The organism is Catenuloplanes niger (genome assembly GCF_031458255.1).
Taxonomy (GTDB): domain Bacteria; phylum Actinomycetota; class Actinomycetes; order Mycobacteriales; family Micromonosporaceae; genus Catenuloplanes; species Catenuloplanes niger.
Genome location: NZ_JAVDYC010000001.1, coordinates 9,528,398 through 9,545,514, shown reverse-complemented (window position 1 = coordinate 9,545,514; position 17,117 = coordinate 9,528,398). Strand labels below are relative to the sequence as shown.

Below are 17,117 nucleotides of genomic sequence, written 5' to 3'. Positions count from 1 at the left end.
CCCTTTCCTCAGACCGATGACGCGGGTGCCGAAGAAGCACCCGAAGCGCGTCTGCGGGGAGGAGGATGGCCATGGTGGCTGCAACGATGAACGGCACGGCACGCCTGCGGGCGCTCGTCGGGATCGCTCGGGCGGCGAACAGTGCGCTCGCCGATCCCGCGCGGCTCGCCGCGGTCGTCGTCGAGGCCGCCACGATCATCGCGGACAGCGCGACCGTGTGGACCCAGTCCAGCACGCACCGCACGCTGACCCGGATCGGGGCCACCCACCGCGACCCGGTCGCCGAGCAGGTCCTGCGGCAGGCGCCGGGCAGCATCACGGTCGGCGACTACGACGGGTTCGTCACCGCGGTCACGGTCAGCGGCGTCGGTGCCGTGCTCGACCCGGCCGAGATCCGCACGAACCTGGACGCGCTCGACCCCGCGCTGGTCGCCGGGCTGACCGCGCGCGGCATCTCGGCCGTGTCGATCCAGCCGCTGCGCGCCGAGGGGCACCCGACCGGCATCCTGGTCGTCACCCGCGACACCGGCGGGGACGCGTTCACCGAGGACGAGCTGTCCTACCTGCAGGCCGTCGCCGAGATGGCCGCGACCAGCCTCTCCACGGTCGACCTGCTCAACGGCTCCGCGGTCGCGTTCGAGGAGATGCGCGCCCAGGCCGAGATCGTCAACCAGGTCTCCGACGTGATCGTCTCCTGGGACGGCGACGGCCGCATCGTCACCTGGAACACCGCGGCCGAGGGCGTGTACCTCTACAGTCTCGCGGACGCGGTCGGCTGCGACGCGCACGCGCTGCTCGACACGCGCTTCCTGGACGAGGACGGCGAGCCGCTCACGTTCGAGGACGTCATCCCGTACATCCGGGAGACCGGCGTGTGGAACGGCGAGCTGCGCCAGCGCCGCGCCGACGGCGAAGAGGTCGAGATCAAGTGCTCGCTGACCGGCCTGCCCGAGCAGTCCGGCAGCTCGTTCGCCGCGATCATGGTCAACCACGACGTGACCGAGCAGCGCCGCAAGGAACGGCTCGCGCTGAACGACGCGCTCACCGGCCTGCCGAACCGCCGGTTCCTCACCCACCACCTGGCCCAGACGCTGAAGCGCTGGCGGCCCGGCACGCCACCGATGGGCGTGTTCTTCCTCGACCTGGACGGCTTCAAGAAGGTCAACGACACGATGGGCCACGACGCCGGCGACGAGGTGCTGCGCGTCACCGCCGGCCGGCTGACCGAGGTGCTGCGCGGCGGCGACGTGGTCGCCCGCCTCGGCGGCGACGAGTTCGTGGTCATCTGCCACGCGGTCGGCGACCGCGACTCGGCCCGCTCGGTCGCCCAGCGCATGATCGACAACTGTGCCGTCCCGATCCCGGTCGGCGGCGAGGAACCCGCCCGCGTCGTCCCGAGCATCGGCATCGCCATGGTCGACGACGACGGCGCCCCCGCCGACGGCCAGGAGTACGAGGCCGACGAGGTCCTCAAGCTCGCCGACGGCGCCATGTACGAGGCCAAGCGCAACAAGGGCACCGGCCCGGTCTTCGCCTGACCGGTCACCTCATGTAGTGACATTGTTGCTGCTAGTGCCTACTGTGACGGCATGGCAGACGGACCCGTGGGCCTGTTCCGCAGATCCTTCGACGAGCGCCTCGCCGCGGCCGGCGTGGCCGGCTCCACGATGCTGGGCGCCGCGCTCAACCTCGTCGACTGGGCCGGCCCCGGCGAGGCGATCATCGTGGCGCTGCTCGGCTCGACGCTCACATTCGTGGTCGGCGCCGCACTCCGGGCGGAACGGCGCGCCGAGACGCACGACCTGGTCGACGCCGTGCCCGCGGTGCGGCCCGAACTCACCCGGATCCTCGCGCTGACCGCGCAGATCTCCGCGCAGTACCGGGACCGCACCGCCCGCGAGGAACTGCGGCGCCGCTGCCGGCGGTTCGTCGACGAGCTGGACGGGCTGTCCCGCGGCCAGCTGCGCACCGCGGCCTGGGACGCCGGGCAGCTGATCGAGCACACGGCCCGGTGCCGGCGCCGCATGCGGGCGGTCACGAACATCACCGCGGTCGGCCCGGACTGGTGGACCGCGCCGCTCGGCCGCGACTACTGGCGGGCCAACACGGCCGCGATCGACCGCGGCGTCCAGATCACCCGGGTCTTCATCGTCGCGGACCGCACCGAGCCCGCGTTCGCCGCGCTGCTGGCCGAACAACGCGCCGCCGGCGTCCGCGCCCTCCTGCTCGACCACGCGGACGCCCCACGCGACCTGCTGGTCAACATGGTCGTCTGGGACGACACGCACGCCTGGCAGGCCGAGATGAACCCGTTCGGCGGGATCAGCGGCAACGTCTTCCACCACGACCCCGGCACGGTACGCCGCCTGCGCGACCTGGCCGAGGCCTGCATCGAGCGGGCCGCCGGGTGACGATCGCGTCCGCGCTGCTGATCGCGGCCGTGGTGGTCGCGGTCCGGCTGGTCCCGTCGATGCGCTGGAAGGCCGTCGTCTACAGCCTGCCCCTGCCGATGACGCTGGCGCTGCTCGCCTCCGGCGGCCCGGTCGACGCCCGCCACCTGATCGGCGTGGTCCTGCTGGTGCTCTTCTTCGTGCTGGCGAGCACGCTGCACCACCGCGCCGGCCTGCACATCCTCCTCGCGGACGCGCTGGCGATCGCCGCGTACCTGCTGGTCGCCTGGCCGCTCACCACGCTCGGCGACCTGCCGTTCGCACCGGTGCTGGCCGCGGTCTGCCTGCTGTGGGCGGCCACCGGCCTGCGCCGCCCCCCGCCCACCCCCGCCACACCCCCACGACGCCCGACCGTGCCGCAGGTGGCGCTCGTGGTCGCCGTCGCGCTGGCGATCGCCCAGTTCGCGGGCGTGCTGCAGGCATTCGTGGTCACGTTCCCGTACTCCGGCGTGCTCGTGGTGATCGAGACCCGCCGCTCGCTGCCCGCCTTCACCCGCCAGTTCACCCGCGCGTCCCTGGCCCTGGTCGCCTTCCTCGCCGCCTTCCACCTCACCACCCCGCTCGGCACGGCCTGGGCCCTGACCGCCGCCTGGACCGCCCACCTGACCACCACAGCCGCCCTGCTCGCCACGGGCACCGGACCCGCCCGTCGCGCCGACCCGGCACCCGGCGTCGTTACACCCGGTCGCTGACGGCGTGCGGGCCCGCGTACCGCGGAAAGGCCGATCTGTCCGCGCCCGCGCCGCTTCCGTCCCCTCCGCCGGTTGCGACGCCACGGCCCCGCAACCGCTCGCCCGGCGTCCGGACGCGCGATGCCTCACCCGATCCCCGGGAAACCGTGACTACCGGAATCAACCGGGATCGTTGCCTGTAACGTCGCGTGTGCGGCTCACGTCGTGCGGCCCCGCCGCGGGCTCATCCGTTCGCGAGGCGGGCGGGCAGTGCCGATCCGCTATCCGCGCGAGTCTGACGGCGGATGGATCACCGGACTCGAGGTAGACGTCGCGGTGATCGTGCCAGAAGTCGCGCCCCACCTTGATGTGGAAGAGATTCGACAGTGACTGGTCGAGCTCCCGCTCCGTCATGCGACCGTTGCGCAAGCCGGCCTCGAAGTAGCTGAACATCATGCCCAGATAGGCGCGCAACGCCATCTCTTCCTGTGGCAGGGATGGCGGGAACCCCCACAGCGGAAGATACTTCTCGTGCTGCAGTGCCAGGATCATGAGGTTGTACCGCATCGCGCGGAGAACCTCTTCCTCGGACGCGTGTGTCTGCCGCCGCTGGAGCTGGAGCGAGCGCATCGCGCCGAGCAGGGCAAGTACCGCGATCACCGTGCCGAAAGCACCGACCGTCTGGCCGATGTCGCCTATCGTCTCCCAGCCGCTCTCCGCCGAGGCGCTGCCGTCGGCGGTCGCTCCTGCGAACAGGATCATCGATTCGCGGGCCGTCCCCATAAGTCGATGTGAACACAGCCGGGCAACCACCCGGTGCGGGACCGGACCGGTCGGCCCGGCCCCGCACCGGGTGGTCAGACGCGGGACAGCGCCCGGTCGCTGACCACGCACTGCATGCCGAACTGGCGGGCGCGGCGGACGGCGAAGTCCGTCAGGCCCTGGGTGTCGGCGTAGTCGAGGGCGATCAGGTCGACTTCGAGCTGGAGCAACTGCTCGGCGATCTGGGCGTGGAACTCCAGCGTGTCGGCGGGCCAGGGGGCGTAGCCCTCGTCGGTCCAGCGGGCCGAGAAGGACTCGAAGACGACGCCGTCGACGATCTCGGCGAGCCGGGGGAGCATGCCGAAGCCGCGATTGGCCAGCAGGTAGGCCGGCTGGGCCTCCTCGCGGATCGCGCCGACCAGCGTGAGCAGGTGCGGCACGTCCTCGGGGTAGGTCAGCTCGACGTTGAGCGTGTCCAGGAACAGGCCGTGGAAGCCCTGTTTCATCGCGGCCTTGGCCTGGCCGACCACGTGCTCGACCCAGAGCGGGTGTCCGACGTGGACGAACGCGCCACCCCAGTCGGGGTTGCGTTCCTGGCGCTGCCACGGTGCCGGCGGGCCGGTGTCCTCGGACAGGGACAGGTAGCCGAGGGTCTGCACGCCGGCGTCGGCCAGGTACGCGAGCTCGGCCGGTTTGTAGAAGTCCGGTTGCAGCACCACGCGCGGGTACTCGGCCAGCTCGACGAGCTTGCCGTTGCCGTAGTAGAAGCAGATCGGGGCCTTGCTCATTGCGGCCGCCCGTGTTCCTTGTACCACGCGAACGTGGTCCTGACCCCTTCCTCCAGCGGTACGGTCGGCTCGTACCCGGTCAGCGAGCGCAGCAGCGTCAGGTCGGGGCAGCGGCGCCGGACCGAGCCGGGTGGCGCGTCCGACGGGGCGAGCATGGCGGTGGCGCCGGCCACCCGGAGGACCAGCTTGGCGAGGTCGCCGATGTTGGTCTCCTCGCGGTCGTTGCCGATGTGCACGATCCGGCCGGCGGCGGCCGGTGCGGCCATCAGCGCCCGGATCGCGGACACCGCGTCGTCCACGTGGCAGAACGCCCGGAACTGGTCGGCGCCCGGCACCGCGAACGACTCGGCGCCGCTGAGTGCCCGCAGCGACATCTCCGGGATGACGTGGTCGGCGCCCATCCGCGGGCCGTACACGTTGTGGAACCGGCCGACCACGGCGTCGAAGCCGCGCGCCCGGGACGTGTGGATGAACGCGGCCTCGCCGAGCAGCTTGCTGACCGCGTACGCGAAGCGCGGCGCGGTCACGTCGGAGATCAGCGCGGGGATGTCCTCCGGCGTCGGCACCGGCACGACCCCGGCGTCCACGCCACCGGCGTAGACCTCGCTGGTGGACGCGAAGAACACCTTCGCGCCGGGTGCGACCCAGTCGAGCAGGTGCATCGCGGAGAGTGTGTTGACCCGCACCACGCGTGCCGGGTCCTGCTCCACGTTGCGCACGCCGACCACGGCCGCGAGCAGGTAGATCTCGTCCCAGCCGGTGGACGGCAGCGCGGCCCACACGGCGGGGTCGGTCAGGTCGCCGGAGACGAGCTCGATGGACGGCCGCAGCTCGTCCAGGAACGCGTCCCGCCGGCCGCGGGAGAAGTCGTCCACGACGGTCACGTCGTGACCGTCGCGCACGAGCCGCCGGGCCAGGTGCAGGCCGATGAAGCCGGCACCGCCGAGGAGAAGAGCCTTCACGCCGAAACCGCCTCAACCGAAGGAAGGTAACCGAGACCCGCGTACCGGATGCCCGCGGCGCGGACCGCGGACTCGTCCAGCACCCGCCACGAGTCGTAGATGAACGCCGGCTTCGCGCCGCCGAGGATGTCCGGGATCTGGATCGCCCGGTAGTCAGGGTGGTCGTTGATGATCAGCACGGCGTCCGCGTCGGTGAACGCCTTGTCCAGCGACACCGGCTCGCCGCCGTACTGCCGGATGACGTCGTCGCTGACCAGCGGGTCGTGCCCGATGACCGTGACGCCGGCGGCGGAGAACACGCGCATCATGGTGGCGATCGGCGTGCCGCGCATGTCGTCGGTGGCCGGCCAGCCCTTGTAGGCCCAGCCGAGCACGGCCAGGCGCGCGCCGAGGCTGCGGCCGCGCGCCTCCTTGAGCATCTTCACGATGGTCTCGCCGACGTGGATCGGCAGGTACTCGTTGAGCTCGCGCGCCTTGCCGACCAGGAACGGCGGCCGGTCGCCGGCCGAGTCGATCAGGATGTACGGGTCCTTGGACAGGCAGCCGCCGCCGACGTACCCCGGCTTGGCGATGTCCGGCCGCGGGTAGTCCACGTTCGTGGCCCGGATGACCTCCAGCGGGTCCAGCCCGTGCCGCTCCGCGATCAGCGCGATCTCGTTGCCGAACGAGTAGATCAGGTCGGTGTGGCAGTTGTTGGTCAGCTTGACCAGCTCCGCCGCCTCCAGGCTGGACACGGTCTGGATGGTCTGCGCCAGCCCGGCGAAGAACTCCACGCCGGCCTCCAGCGACGCGGCGTCCAGGCCGCCGATGACCTGCGGCAGCTCGACCAGCTCGCGCAGCGCCTGGCCCTGGATGGTGCGCTCCGGCGCCATCACCAGCTTGACGTCGTCACCCCAGGCGGCCTGCAGCTCCGGCAGCACCACGTTGCGGGACGTGCCGACCGGTACGGTGCTGCGCACCACGACCAGCGTGCCCGGCCGGCAGGACGCGGCCACGCCGCGGGCGGCCGAGGCCAGGTTGGCCAGGTTCGGGCGGCGGGTGATGTCGTCGACCGGCGTCGACACGCTGATCACGGCGACCTCGACGTCGGACGGCAGCTCCGTGGAGACGAAGATGTCCTTGCCGATCCGGTTCGCGAAGATGTCGTCGATGCCGGGCTCGAAGATGTGCGGCCGGCCGCGCGACAGCGAGTCAAGGATCGCCGGCGACACGTCCGCGCCGTACACGGTGAAGCCCTTCTCGGCGAGGGCGGCGGTGAGCGTGAGGCCCACGTAGCCGAGGCCCACGACCCCGATCTTGCTTGGCATTGCGTTGTGCTCCTCTCGGATGTGAGCGGTCAGCCGCAGATCGCGGCGGGCCGGTCGAGATCGCGTACGGTGACCGTGCCGGCGAAGCGCTCGGCCCGATAGCGGCCGCAGGCGGACGACACCGCGTCCCTGCGGACCGCGTAGTCGACGGCGAGCACGAACTTGCCCGCGTCGCGCAGTGCCCGGGTGTTCGCCAGGTTCTCCGTGCACCAGTCCTCGGTGCACGGTTCGTCGGTGGCCAGGTAGAACAGCTCCTCCATCGCGATCCCGTCGATGGCGGCCGTGTAGCCGGGGTGCTCGCGCAGCTCCGGCGAGTTCTGCGGAACGATCAGGAAGCCGGGTTTGCGCTCCTTCGCGTACTTGCTGATCCGCACGATCAGGTTGGTCATCTCCCGGCCGAGCGCGTCCCGGTCCCGGCCCTGCGCGGCGCCGAGGTCGATCTCCTCGTACGCGAGCGGGGTGTCCAGGTAGACGCCGTCGAACCCGGACGCGATGGCCTGGTCGACGCGCGGCTTGATCACCCGGTCCCACCAGCGCGGGTCCCAGTAACGCACGAAGTACTCGCCCGGCCAGTCGCCCCACTCGTTGGCGAACATCTCCGGGGCGTCCTTGCGCAGGCCCGGGTACTCCGGCCGGAAGTCCTCGAGGCTGCCGATCTCGAAGTAGGACAGCACCCGCTTGCCGGTCCGCTGCACCGCACCGATCTCGTCCTTGCGGAAGAAGTCGCTGTGCGCGTCGCGGGCGAGATCGATGACCACCATCTGGTACGGCCCGGCCGCCAGGTGCTGCAGCCCGCCGGACGGATAGTCCTGCAGCTGGTACGCCCAAGTAGTGATCTTGCCGGGCGCCGGGGGTGCCGGCGCCGACGCGGACGCGGACGCGGACGGGGTGGCGGACGGCGACCCCGGAGGTGCCGAGCCGACGCCCGCGTCCGCGGACGGGCCGGCCGACGCCGGCGCCGACGGGGTGGGCGACCCCTGGGAGAGACCCGGCGGGGTGGTGCGGGGGCCCTCGGCAACGAGCCCCCACACCCCGGCCACGAGCAGCACCAGGACCACGGCCGTGACCGGGATCCACCAGCGCCGCCGCCACCAGTCCTGGTTCACCGGCGCTCCCCGGCGTTCCAGACGTCCTTGATCGTTGTCTCCAGGTCGCGCACCGGCGTCCATCCCAGCTCGTTCCGTGCGCGGGTCACGTCCGCGCGGATCCACGTCACCGCGGCCGACCGGGACGGGCCGGCCCCGGCCTCGCGGATCGTCCCGGTCCAGCCGGCCTCGGCCGCGAGCAGCCGGACCGCCTCCCGCGCGGTCACCGCCCGGCCGCTGCCCGCGTTGTAGACCCGGCTCGGTACGTCCCGGGCCAGGACCACGCTGCCGACCAGCGCGGCCAGGTCCCGCACGTCCACGAAGTCGCGGTGCGCGCCGAGCGGGCCGAGCTGGATCTCGTCGGTGCCCTCGGCCAGCGCGGTGCGGATCCGCGCGGCGGCACGGCCGAGCAGCGTCTCCTCGCTCATCCCGGGCCCGATCGGGTTGAACACGCGCAGCGAGACCGCGTCCAGCCCGTCCGCGATCGAGAACAGCCGGGTGCCGGCGACGTGGCTGACGCCGTAGGCGCCGACCGGCACCAGCGGGTCGTCCTCGCGCACCGACCGGCCCGGGTCGGTCACGCCGTACTCACCGGCCGAGCCCATCCGCACCAGGCGGGCCCGCGGCGCCGCGACCGCGGCCGCCTCCAGCAGCTTCGCCGCGACCAGCGTGTTCGCGGCGAGCAGCTCGGTGGCGGTGCCGCCGAGCGCGCCCACGCAGCTGACGACCGCGTCCGGTGCGGTCGCGCGCAGCAGCGCGGTCAGCCCGTCCACGTCGCCCGCGATCAGGTCGTGCTGGGCCCGGCCCGGGGTGACCAGCTCGGCGACGCGCGGGTCCGCGGCGAGCACGGACCGCACGTAGCCGCCGATGAAGCCGGACGCCCCGAACAGCAGAACTCGCGTCACACCGGCTCCCCGGTGACGGCCTCGGGCGACGCCGAGGCCGGCAGCGGCACCGACGGCGGCGCGATGATCGCCTCCGGTGCGTGGGCTCCCGGACCCGGTGCGGCCAGGATCTCCTCCGGCGAGGCGGGCACGACGATCCGTTCGCGCAGCAGGATCGGCTTCAGCTCCGCGAAGTTCCGGTTCGCCTCGTCGTAGTCCTCGGGCCGGCCGATGTCCAGCCAGAACCCCTCGAACGGGTAGATCGCCGCGTGCTCGTTCTTCGCCAGCAGGTCCAGGACCAGCTGGTCGAAGCCGAACGGCTGACCGGCCGGGTACGGCGCGATCGTCTTCCGGGACATGCCGTAGACCCCCATGCTGACCGAGTACGTCAGCGACGGCTTCTCCCGGAACCCGGTGATCCGCCCGTCCGCGTTGTCCAGCACCCCGAAGTCGATCCGGTGCACCCGCTCGGACGTGGCCACGGTGACCGCCGCACCGGAGTCCGCGTGCGTGCGCAGCAGGTGGCCGTAGTCGAGGTCGGTGAGCACGTCGCCGTTCATCACCAGGAACTCGTCCGGCAGGCTGTCCTTCAGCCCGAACAGCGGTCCGACGGTGTTGAGCGGTTTCTCCTCCTCCACGTAGTCGATCGTCAGTCCCCACTCGCTGCCGTCGCCGACGAAGGCGCGGATCAGCGGGCCGAGATGGTTGATCGCGAGGGTCACCGAGGTGAACCCGCACGACGCGAGCTGCTCCAGCACGATCTGCAGGATCGAGTGGCTGTCCCCGATGGGCATCAGGGGTTTCGGCAGGGCCGTCGTGTACGGACGGAGCCGTACACCCTTGCCCCCGGCGAGGATCACCGCGTGCATCCAGACCTCCCCACGGTCGGTTGAGCTCGGGTCTTACCGGTAGTGCCGGGCCTGCCCGATGACCGGGACCAGGCCTGCGGCGAAGAGACCGAGCAGCGTGAGGACGCTGCCCAGGTAGAGCGAGGTGTCCAGGACCGGCCCGGCACGCAGCACCAGGGCGGGCACCAGGTGCAGCGCGACCGCGACCGTCATGGTCACGCACAGCCAGCCGAAGCGAGAACGCCCGGCCAGCAGGAACGCCAGGTAGTACGCGCCGGCCAGCACCACGTGCGCGGCCGTCATCAGCACGCCGGCCGCGGTGAGCAGGCCGGTCAGCCACAGGCAGGCCAGCAGCAGCAGCGCGGCCGCGGCCGGCACCGCGAGGCAGGTCAGCACCTCACGGCCGATCGACCGCCAGACGCCCGCGACGAACTCGGCCGGGCGGTGCACCCGCCGGGTCAGCGCCACGGTCTCGGCCCAGAACCGGTTCGCCCGCCACTCCACCAACCCCATGCACAGGATCAGCGGTACGGCCGCGACCGCGACGTCCAGCCGGCCGAGCAGGTACGGCGCCTGCGCGTGGAACAGCAGCGCGGCCGAGGCCAGCCCGTACCCGGTGACGCCGATCAGCCCGCGGCGCTCCGGGCGCAGCGACGCCAGCAGCGGTGGCTCCGGCTTCGCCTCCTCGCCGTGCCGGCGGGTGGTCGCCATCAGGCCGAACGCGTACGCGGCCGCGACGCCGAGCACGGTCACCGCGACCGACGCCAGTCGCAGCCCGGTGCCGCCGAGGATCAGGTAGAGCGCGCCGAGCACGAACGCGGGCACCATGGACAGCGCCAGCCACAGCTCGCGGCGGTAGAAGACCAGCAGCGTCGAGGCCATCTGGTACGCGAGCTGGCCGGTCATCATCGCGACCAGCTCCGGCCCGCCGCCCCAGCCGAGCGCGACCACCACGCCGAGCAGCAGGCCGAGCGGCGGCCCGGCGACCGCGGACCAGAACAGGATCCGCGCGGCCGAGCGTTCCCGGCCCAGACCCAGCATGCGGTACGCGCCGTGCGCGGCCGTGCCGGACAGCACCCAGCCGAGCGTGCCGGCCGCGACCAGGCCGATGACCAACGCGCGCAACCCGACCACGGCCAGCACGGCCGGGAACGCGGCGGACGGCAGCACGTACAGCGGGCCGTGCGCGAGCGTGCGCAGCGCGTCCTTGCGGCCCTGGGTGAGCACGACCGGGTTCGGTTCGTCCGGCGCCACCGGCGACGGCGGGCCCATCCGCTTGTAGACCTCGAGCGCGAGCGCGAAGACGTCGGTGTAGCCGTACTCGACGCGGGCCGCGCGGTCGGTGTGCCCGTCCGACTCCAGCAGCGCCGCGACCTGCAGCGCGTCCACGGCCTTGCCGAGCTTCGGCCGGACCTTCTCGACCAGGTCGTCGACCGGGTCGGTGGAGATCTTCGGCAGCAGCACCGTGATGTCGGTGGCCGGCGCCTCGTCCTCGCTGGCCGCGCGGGCCGCGGCCATGATGCCGCCACCGGCCCGGGGCCGCCGTTTCCTCGTCGGCACCTCGTCGCCGACGTCGCTGGAGAGCGTCATCGCGCCTCACCGTCCAGCTTCGTGGTGTCGTCGGAGTCGAACGTCAGCCGGGGGAGCAGCGTGGTCTCGTCGGAGCCGGCCGGCGCGTGCGGCGTGCGCGGCAGCACCGTGGTCTCGTCCGTGCCGGTCGTCTCCACGGTCTCGTCGACGACCGCGGTGACCGGGACCGGCGGCAGCGGGGGCCACGCCGGGCGTACCCCCGGATCTCGGCGCGGCACCGCGGCCATGCCCTTGCGGGCGCGCTGCCTCGGCACCGGCGCCACGCCGGGACGGGTGCGCTTCTCCGGCACCGGGACCCGGCCCTTGGTCTGACCGCGCAGGTGACGCGGCGGAGCGGTCTGCTCGGCCGGCTTGGCCAGGCCCTCGTAGACGTTCCGGTACGCCTCCAGCGAGCGGCGCAGCGTGAAGTGCTCCAGCACCCGGGCGCGGGCCGCGGCACCCAGCCGCAGCCGCCGCTCGCGGTCCCTGAGCAGCGTGATCGCGGCCTCGGCGACGGCCTCGAAGTCGCGCGGCGCCACCACGATGCCGGTGTCCGCGACCGCCTCCGCGACGCCGCCGACGTTCGTGCAGACCGTGGGCCGGCCGCACGCCATCGCCTCCACCACGGTGTACGGGAAGCCCTCGGAGATGCTGGTCAGAGCCACTATGTTGCCCGCGTGGTACGCCTCGACCGCGTTGCCGACCCGGCCCTCCAGGGTGGCGCAGTCGCTCAGCCCCAGCTCGTCGATCAGCTCCTGGCAGGACGCGTGGTAGACCCGGTTCGCCACCGGCGTGCCCCCGAAGATCCGCAGCCGGGCGTCCGGTATCTCCTTGCGGACGATGGCGAACGCGCGGATCAGGGTGTGCAGGTCCTTGAGCGGGTCGACGCGGCCCATGAACGAGATGGTCGGCGCGTCCGGCTCACCGGTCGCGGCCGGGAACTCGTCCGGCTCGACGCCGTTGTACATCGTCCACATGCGATCCGGGTCCGCGCCGTTGTGCAGCTGCCACCGCCGGTTGTACGCGGAGTGCGGCGCGAGCACGTCGGAGATCAGGTAGGCCGCGCCGGCCAGCGACCGGAAGAAGCTGAGCACCAGCACCCGGACCGCGTGCGGCGCGCCGTCGTGCAGGTACGCGATGTACCGCTCGCGCAGGTAGATGCCGTGCTCGGACATGACGATCGGGGTCCCGTAGGCCCACTTCGACGCCATCCCGGTCAGCGTGGCCAGCCCGTTCATCGAGGCGTGCACGATGTCGGCCCGGACCGGGGGAGCGGACAGCGGCCGCATCATGTGCGAGACCAGCCAGGCCGCCTCCAGCGCGTCCGCGACCGTGGGCGCCGGCCCGGTCTCGTCGACCCGCAGCGTGTGCCAGGCCGCCAGCATCATGTCCAGCGCCTCGTTGGAGACCAGCGCGGCGCTCAGGTCGCCGCCGTCGTTGGCGTACTCGAACAGGCCGCGCAGCGCCAGCAGGAACATGCTGCGGTTGACCGCGCCCTCCTCGGAACGGGTCGACTCCAGCGGGGTGACCAGCGCGCGCAGGAACACCTCGTACGACTCGACGAAGCCGGCGCCGGGCCGGCGGGCCGGCACGAGCGCCCGCCCGAGGGGGCGGCGGCGCTCCGGCCGCGCGCCCCACAGCGGGATGTTGTGCACCCGGTCCAGGTTCTCCGGGTAGGCGAACGCCGGTTTCTCGGTGCCGTCGACGGTGAGCGCGACGACCTCCCACCGGTAGTCGGGCATGCCGCGGATGAGTTGCTCGCACCAGACGCTGACGCCACCCATCGCATAGGGGTAGGTGCCTTCCGACACCAGCGCGACTCTCATCCGCGGCCCCCGATTCCTCTCGCCTTGTTCCGTTGTTCCGTTGTTCCGGTCGTGCGGTGTTACCGGTCGTGCGGTGTCACCGGTCGTTACAGGCGCGGTGCGGCCGCGACCACGACCGGCGTGCCGGTCACGGTGACGGGCGCGGTGACCGCGGTGCCGTACGTGGTGGCGTTCGCGACCGTGGCGGCCACGCCGCCGACCTGGACGGTGCCGCCGTTCGGGACCGACACCGTGATGGTCCCGGCGACCCGGTCGTAGACGGCGTTCGCGCCGGCGGTCAGCGCCGCGAAGTGCGTGTTCCGGGCGTCGGTGTAGGACGCGATCCCGGTCCACGACGAGTTGATCAGCGGCACGTTGAACGTGGCCTCGTACTTGTCCATGATGTTGTCGACCCAGTCGGTGACCAGCGTGTTGCCGCTGCCGTAGTCACGCACGTTCGCGATGTGGAACGTGTGCGAGTAGATCGAGCCGGTGGCGACGTGCTGGAAGCCGATGACGCCGGCCTCGTAGTCGAGGATCTGCTGGTACGTCCGGTCGGTCGGCCAGTACGGGAACAGGCCGTTCGGGCCGTAGAAGGAGTTGTAGAAGTGCGCCTCCTCCGGCGGCGTGGTGGTGTGGTACGCGATGTTCGTCGGCCAGTCCGGCACCACCTTGATGCTGTTCTTCAGCGGGTGCACGATGCTGGTGTTGAAGTTCGCCGGCTTGTGGCTGTTGAACGACATGTTGCCGTGCACGTGCGTGACCCCGGCGAACGCGGCCGCGTCCAGGAACGCCTGGTTCGAGCCGGCCAGGCCGTAGTCGGTGGGCGGGCCGGTGTCGTCGTCCGGGTTCGGGTTGTAGACGCCCAGGCCGGAGTACTCCGGCGTCTTCAGGATCGTCGCCGGCACGTTGAGGCCGATGTTCGCACCGCGGGTGGCGTTGTCCTGGATCTCGAACAGCGAGGTGTTGTAGTCCGTCTGGTTCAGCTCCGGGTGGTTCGTGGTGTGGTTGATCCACCGGAAGCTGTCCTTGAGGCACTTCGTGGTCGAGGTCAGCGTGGTCTCGTCGCCGTTCGGGTAGCAGGTGTCACCCGCGAACGTGTCGATGTCCGAGCCGTTGTAGGCCAGGTTGAACTTGAAGTCCCCGACCTTCGGGTGCGCGGTGCTCAGCGCGGTCTGCTGCGCGGCCAGGTTGACCGTGTCGTGGCCGCTGACCCGGAAGCCCGGGTCGTACTCGACGGTGCCGTCCTCCTTGTAGTGGTCCGCGCTGTTGAACCAGTCGTCGATGTCGACGTTCAGGTGGTGCTTGCGCTCGCCGAGGAACAGGCCCTTGGTCGCCCACTCGAACAGGCCGTAGACCAGCAGGTCCGACTGGATCAGGTTGACGTTGGAGGTGAACGTCAGCGCGATCTTCTCGCGGCCGCTGGTGGTCGCCTTCACCGCGAGCACGTTGCCGGTCGCGTCCTGCAGCAGCGCCTGGCCGTTGCAGCCGGCGACGAGCGAGGTCTTGTAGACCCACGACTCCTGGACCGGGATCTGCGCCGACGGGTTCAGGTAGTCGAAGACGCCCGCGCCCGCGGTGGTCAGCGACGCCGGCAGCACCGTGTCACCGGTGACACCACCCTCGGACACGCCGTTCAGGCAGTACGTCTCCGGCCAGCTGCCGTAGCTGGTGTAGAGCGCGGCCTGCCGGACGCCGAAGTTCAGCTCGTAGTTCCAGAGCAGGTTCCACTCGGTGGCGTCGAGCGCCGACGAGAAGTTCGGCAGCAGCAGCATGCTGTTGGTCAGCAGGATCGCGTTGTAGTTGCCGACGCCACCGGTGGTCAGCGTGCCGGTGGTGACGGTCGTGGTCGCCGCGTCGAGCACGTCGTACTTGGCGCCGACCCGGTCCAGCGTGGCCTTCCAGGTCGCGATGCCGAAGTCGTTCGTGCCGACGCCGATGATCAGCGCCTTCAGGTTGACCTGGTCGTTGACCAGCGCGGCGCGGGCGGCGGCGGAGCCGGCCTTCGGCGCGACCTGGGGGATGCTGCCCGAGCGCTTCGGCAGCGGGCCCGGCACCTGGAACGCCGGAGTGTCGACCTGGCCGAGCCCGGGAACGGACGGCGGCTGCGCGCTGGGCGCGGCCGGGAGCTGCGCGCTACCCGGCGTCTGACCGCCGAGCACGACCGCGAGCGCGGTCAGCCCGGCGAGTGCGATGCGCGCCGCGACACGGCGGCGCGAGGGTCCGGTGAGGACCATGTGGTGAACCTCCGATGAGGAGCCGATTGAGTAGTCCATCCAGGACTGTCCGGCCTGGCCGGGCCCGGGACGGCGGTGCCCGGCGAAAACAATGGTGAACGCTAGCAATGATCGCAAGGGGCCTTCGGACCGCGAATTGCGCATTGACGCAGGCGTGCGTGAGTGGTAGCGGAAATGGCTGAAAAATCGTTTGCAGCCATCGAGATCAATCCAGGTCTTGATGAACACGAACCCTCTTCACGGCCCTGACGTGGGCTTTCCGGGTGGGTGTCGAACGGCGGGTGGCGTCTCGGGCGTGGGCGGGCTGCAACTTCCGGCGCGTCCTGACTTCCGGAGCGCATCCGCCAAACGTCGCTAGATCGCTACGCAGAGCGTTCACGGCGGCCGCACGGAGTGACGAAAACGACCGTCCGGGTCGGCAACCTAGTCCGTACGGTGGATGCCCGAGTCATCCGGATGGCCACCCCCGGGTCGGCGCGCGTGAATCGGGCCCAACCGGTCCCGATCATCTCATGTGGAGCGATCGGGTCTTGTCGTCCAAATCGCGCGCGGATGTTCCCGCGGCACCGCGCTGACCACGGGAATCGCCGGAAACCGTGGGGAACTGGGACTCGAAATTGAAACAGCCGTGTTGTCGGGAATTCATCGCGCAGACGCCCAATGGCGTGCGATCGCGATTCCGGCGGCCATTTCCGGAGAAAGGTGCCGTCAGATATCCGGCACTACTGGCCGGGCGGCCGGGGGAGGGCTATTGTGTGTTCCTCACGGTCAGCGACGTCCACGCTCCGACGTAGACACGGTCACCGGCCCGCAACGCGACCGGGGTCTGCGGCGGGATCGCCGTTCCCGCCGGATCGTTGACGTACGTGCCGTTCGCCGAGCCGAGGTCCACGATGGACCAGGCACCGCCGTCGTGCAGCAGCAACGCATGCGTGTGCGAGACACCGGGGTCCTCCGGCGGGCTCGCCAGGTCGATGTCCGGGTGGATGCCGCGGGACCGGCTGCGACGGCCGATCAGCAGCCGGTCACCGGCCAGCGGGAACCGGCGCTCCGCGGCGAAGCGCGGATAGACCATGCCGGCCGCGTCCGCCCCGCCCTGCGCGACGACACCGTCGAAGTAGGCCCGGTCCGCGCCCACCACGACCTCCAGCCGGCCGGTCGTGCCCCCGGCCGGCTCCGCGGCCCGGAAACCGTCCCCCGCACCGGGTTCCGCCCGCGGCCCGGAGCCGGCCCGCGGCCCGGGATCCGTCCGCGTGCCGGGACCCGCCTGCGGTCCGGGGCCGCCCTGCGGGCCAAGGCCACCCTGCGGGCCGAAGCCGGCCTGCGGGTCGGGGCCACCCTGCGGGTCGGGGCCACCCTGCGGGTCGGGGCCGCTCTGCCGGCCGAGGCCGAGGATGGTGCCGGTTGCCGCGTCGGCGGGCGGGACCGGCGGCGCCAGGAGGAAGTCGTAGCCGTCCTCCTCGCAGAACCGCCCGGCCTGCGGAGTCCCGCATCGCCGGCATCCCGGACGCACCGGCTGGGTGATCTCCGCGGCCGAGCCGTCCCAGCCCTCCGCGCCGTCCCATCCGCCCTGCGCCTCCCGGATGCCCGGCGCCTCCCGGATGCCCGGCAGCGCCGCGCCGGCCGGGGTTCCCACCGGCTCCGCATCCCGCGGGACGCCGTGCATCGGCGCGCCGCACGTGTCGCAGTAGTCGAGGGTCGCGGAGTGGTGCCCCTTCGGGCAGGTCGCCGTCGTCGTCATGGCCGTCC

Annotated in this window: 14 protein-coding genes; 3 read left to right on the top strand and 11 right to left on the bottom strand. The window is 71.8% G+C overall.

The features are described from left to right. Positions 1–71 precede the first annotated feature (71 nt). The 3 genes from J2S44_RS42020 to J2S44_RS42010 are packed head-to-tail and all read left to right on the top strand — an operon-like array spanning position 72 to position 3,142. On the top strand, positions 72–1,538 hold the full coding sequence (locus J2S44_RS42020; protein ID WP_310429131.1) for a diguanylate cyclase domain-containing protein: 1,467 nt from the start codon (positions 72–74) through the stop codon (positions 1,536–1,538). 51 nt (positions 1,539–1,589) lie between these two features. Next, positions 1,590–2,411, top strand: coding sequence for a hypothetical protein (locus tag J2S44_RS42015; protein WP_310429129.1), 822 nt, complete (start codon positions 1,590–1,592; stop codon positions 2,409–2,411). Then, positions 2,408–3,142, top strand: coding sequence for a hypothetical protein (locus tag J2S44_RS42010; protein ID WP_310429127.1), 735 nt, complete (start codon positions 2,408–2,410; stop codon positions 3,140–3,142). Before J2S44_RS42015 ends, J2S44_RS42010 begins: the two co-directional genes overlap by 4 nt. Positions 3,143–3,301: 159 nt before the next feature. Here J2S44_RS42010 and J2S44_RS42005 read toward each other — a convergent pair whose 3' ends face one another. The 11 genes from J2S44_RS42005 to J2S44_RS41955 all read right to left on the bottom strand — a co-directional run bounded on the left by J2S44_RS42005 (position 3,302) and on the right by J2S44_RS41955 (position 17,109). Continuing rightward, on the bottom strand, positions 3,302–3,883 hold the full coding sequence (locus J2S44_RS42005; protein ID WP_310429125.1) for a DUF6082 family protein: 582 nt from the start codon (positions 3,881–3,883) through the stop codon (positions 3,302–3,304). Between the two features lie 95 nt (positions 3,884–3,978). After that, a complete protein-coding gene (locus J2S44_RS42000; protein WP_310429123.1) occupies positions 3,979–4,671 on the bottom strand; it encodes an endo alpha-1,4 polygalactosaminidase in 693 nt (230 codons plus the stop codon). After that, positions 4,668–5,633, bottom strand: a complete 966-nt coding sequence (locus tag J2S44_RS41995; protein ID WP_310429121.1) for an NAD-dependent epimerase/dehydratase family protein — start codon at positions 5,631–5,633, stop codon at positions 4,668–4,670. Before J2S44_RS41995 ends, J2S44_RS42000 begins: the two co-directional genes overlap by 4 nt. Next, positions 5,630–6,940, bottom strand: a complete 1,311-nt coding sequence (locus tag J2S44_RS41990) for a nucleotide sugar dehydrogenase (protein WP_310429118.1) — start codon at positions 6,938–6,940, stop codon at positions 5,630–5,632. The genes J2S44_RS41995 and J2S44_RS41990 overlap by 4 nt, the downstream gene beginning before the upstream one ends. A gap of 29 nt (positions 6,941–6,969) precedes the next feature. Beyond that, entirely contained in the window at positions 6,970–8,046 is a 1,077-nt protein-coding gene (locus J2S44_RS41985; protein ID WP_310429116.1) for a glycoside hydrolase family 191 protein, read from the bottom strand. Continuing rightward, a complete protein-coding gene (locus J2S44_RS41980) occupies positions 8,043–8,930 on the bottom strand; it encodes an NAD-dependent epimerase/dehydratase family protein (RefSeq protein ID WP_310429115.1) in 888 nt (295 codons plus the stop codon). Before J2S44_RS41980 ends, J2S44_RS41985 begins: the two co-directional genes overlap by 4 nt. After that, on the bottom strand, positions 8,927–9,778 hold the full coding sequence (locus J2S44_RS41975; RefSeq protein WP_310429113.1) for a sugar phosphate nucleotidyltransferase: 852 nt from the start codon (positions 9,776–9,778) through the stop codon (positions 8,927–8,929). Before J2S44_RS41975 ends, J2S44_RS41980 begins: the two co-directional genes overlap by 4 nt. A 33-nt stretch (positions 9,779–9,811) precedes the next feature. Beyond that, on the bottom strand, positions 9,812–11,347 hold the full coding sequence (locus tag J2S44_RS41970; protein WP_310429111.1) for a hypothetical protein: 1,536 nt from the start codon (positions 11,345–11,347) through the stop codon (positions 9,812–9,814). Beyond that, positions 11,344–13,152, bottom strand: a complete 1,809-nt coding sequence (gene pelF, locus J2S44_RS41965) for a GT4 family glycosyltransferase PelF (RefSeq protein ID WP_310429109.1) — start codon at positions 13,150–13,152, stop codon at positions 11,344–11,346. The genes J2S44_RS41970 and pelF overlap by 4 nt, the downstream gene beginning before the upstream one ends. 86 nt (positions 13,153–13,238) lie before the next feature. After that, the gene (locus J2S44_RS41960) at positions 13,239–15,368 is read right to left on the bottom strand and encodes an Agd3-related carbohydrate-binding protein (protein ID WP_310429107.1); all 2,130 of its coding nucleotides are present in this window, start codon (positions 15,366–15,368) and stop codon (positions 13,239–13,241) included. 748 nt (positions 15,369–16,116) lie between these two features. Continuing rightward, positions 16,117–17,109 (bottom strand): FHA domain-containing protein, encoded by a 993-nt coding sequence (locus J2S44_RS41955; RefSeq protein ID WP_310429105.1) that lies wholly within the window; start codon positions 17,107–17,109, stop codon positions 16,117–16,119. Between the last annotated feature and the right edge of the window lie 8 nt (positions 17,110–17,117).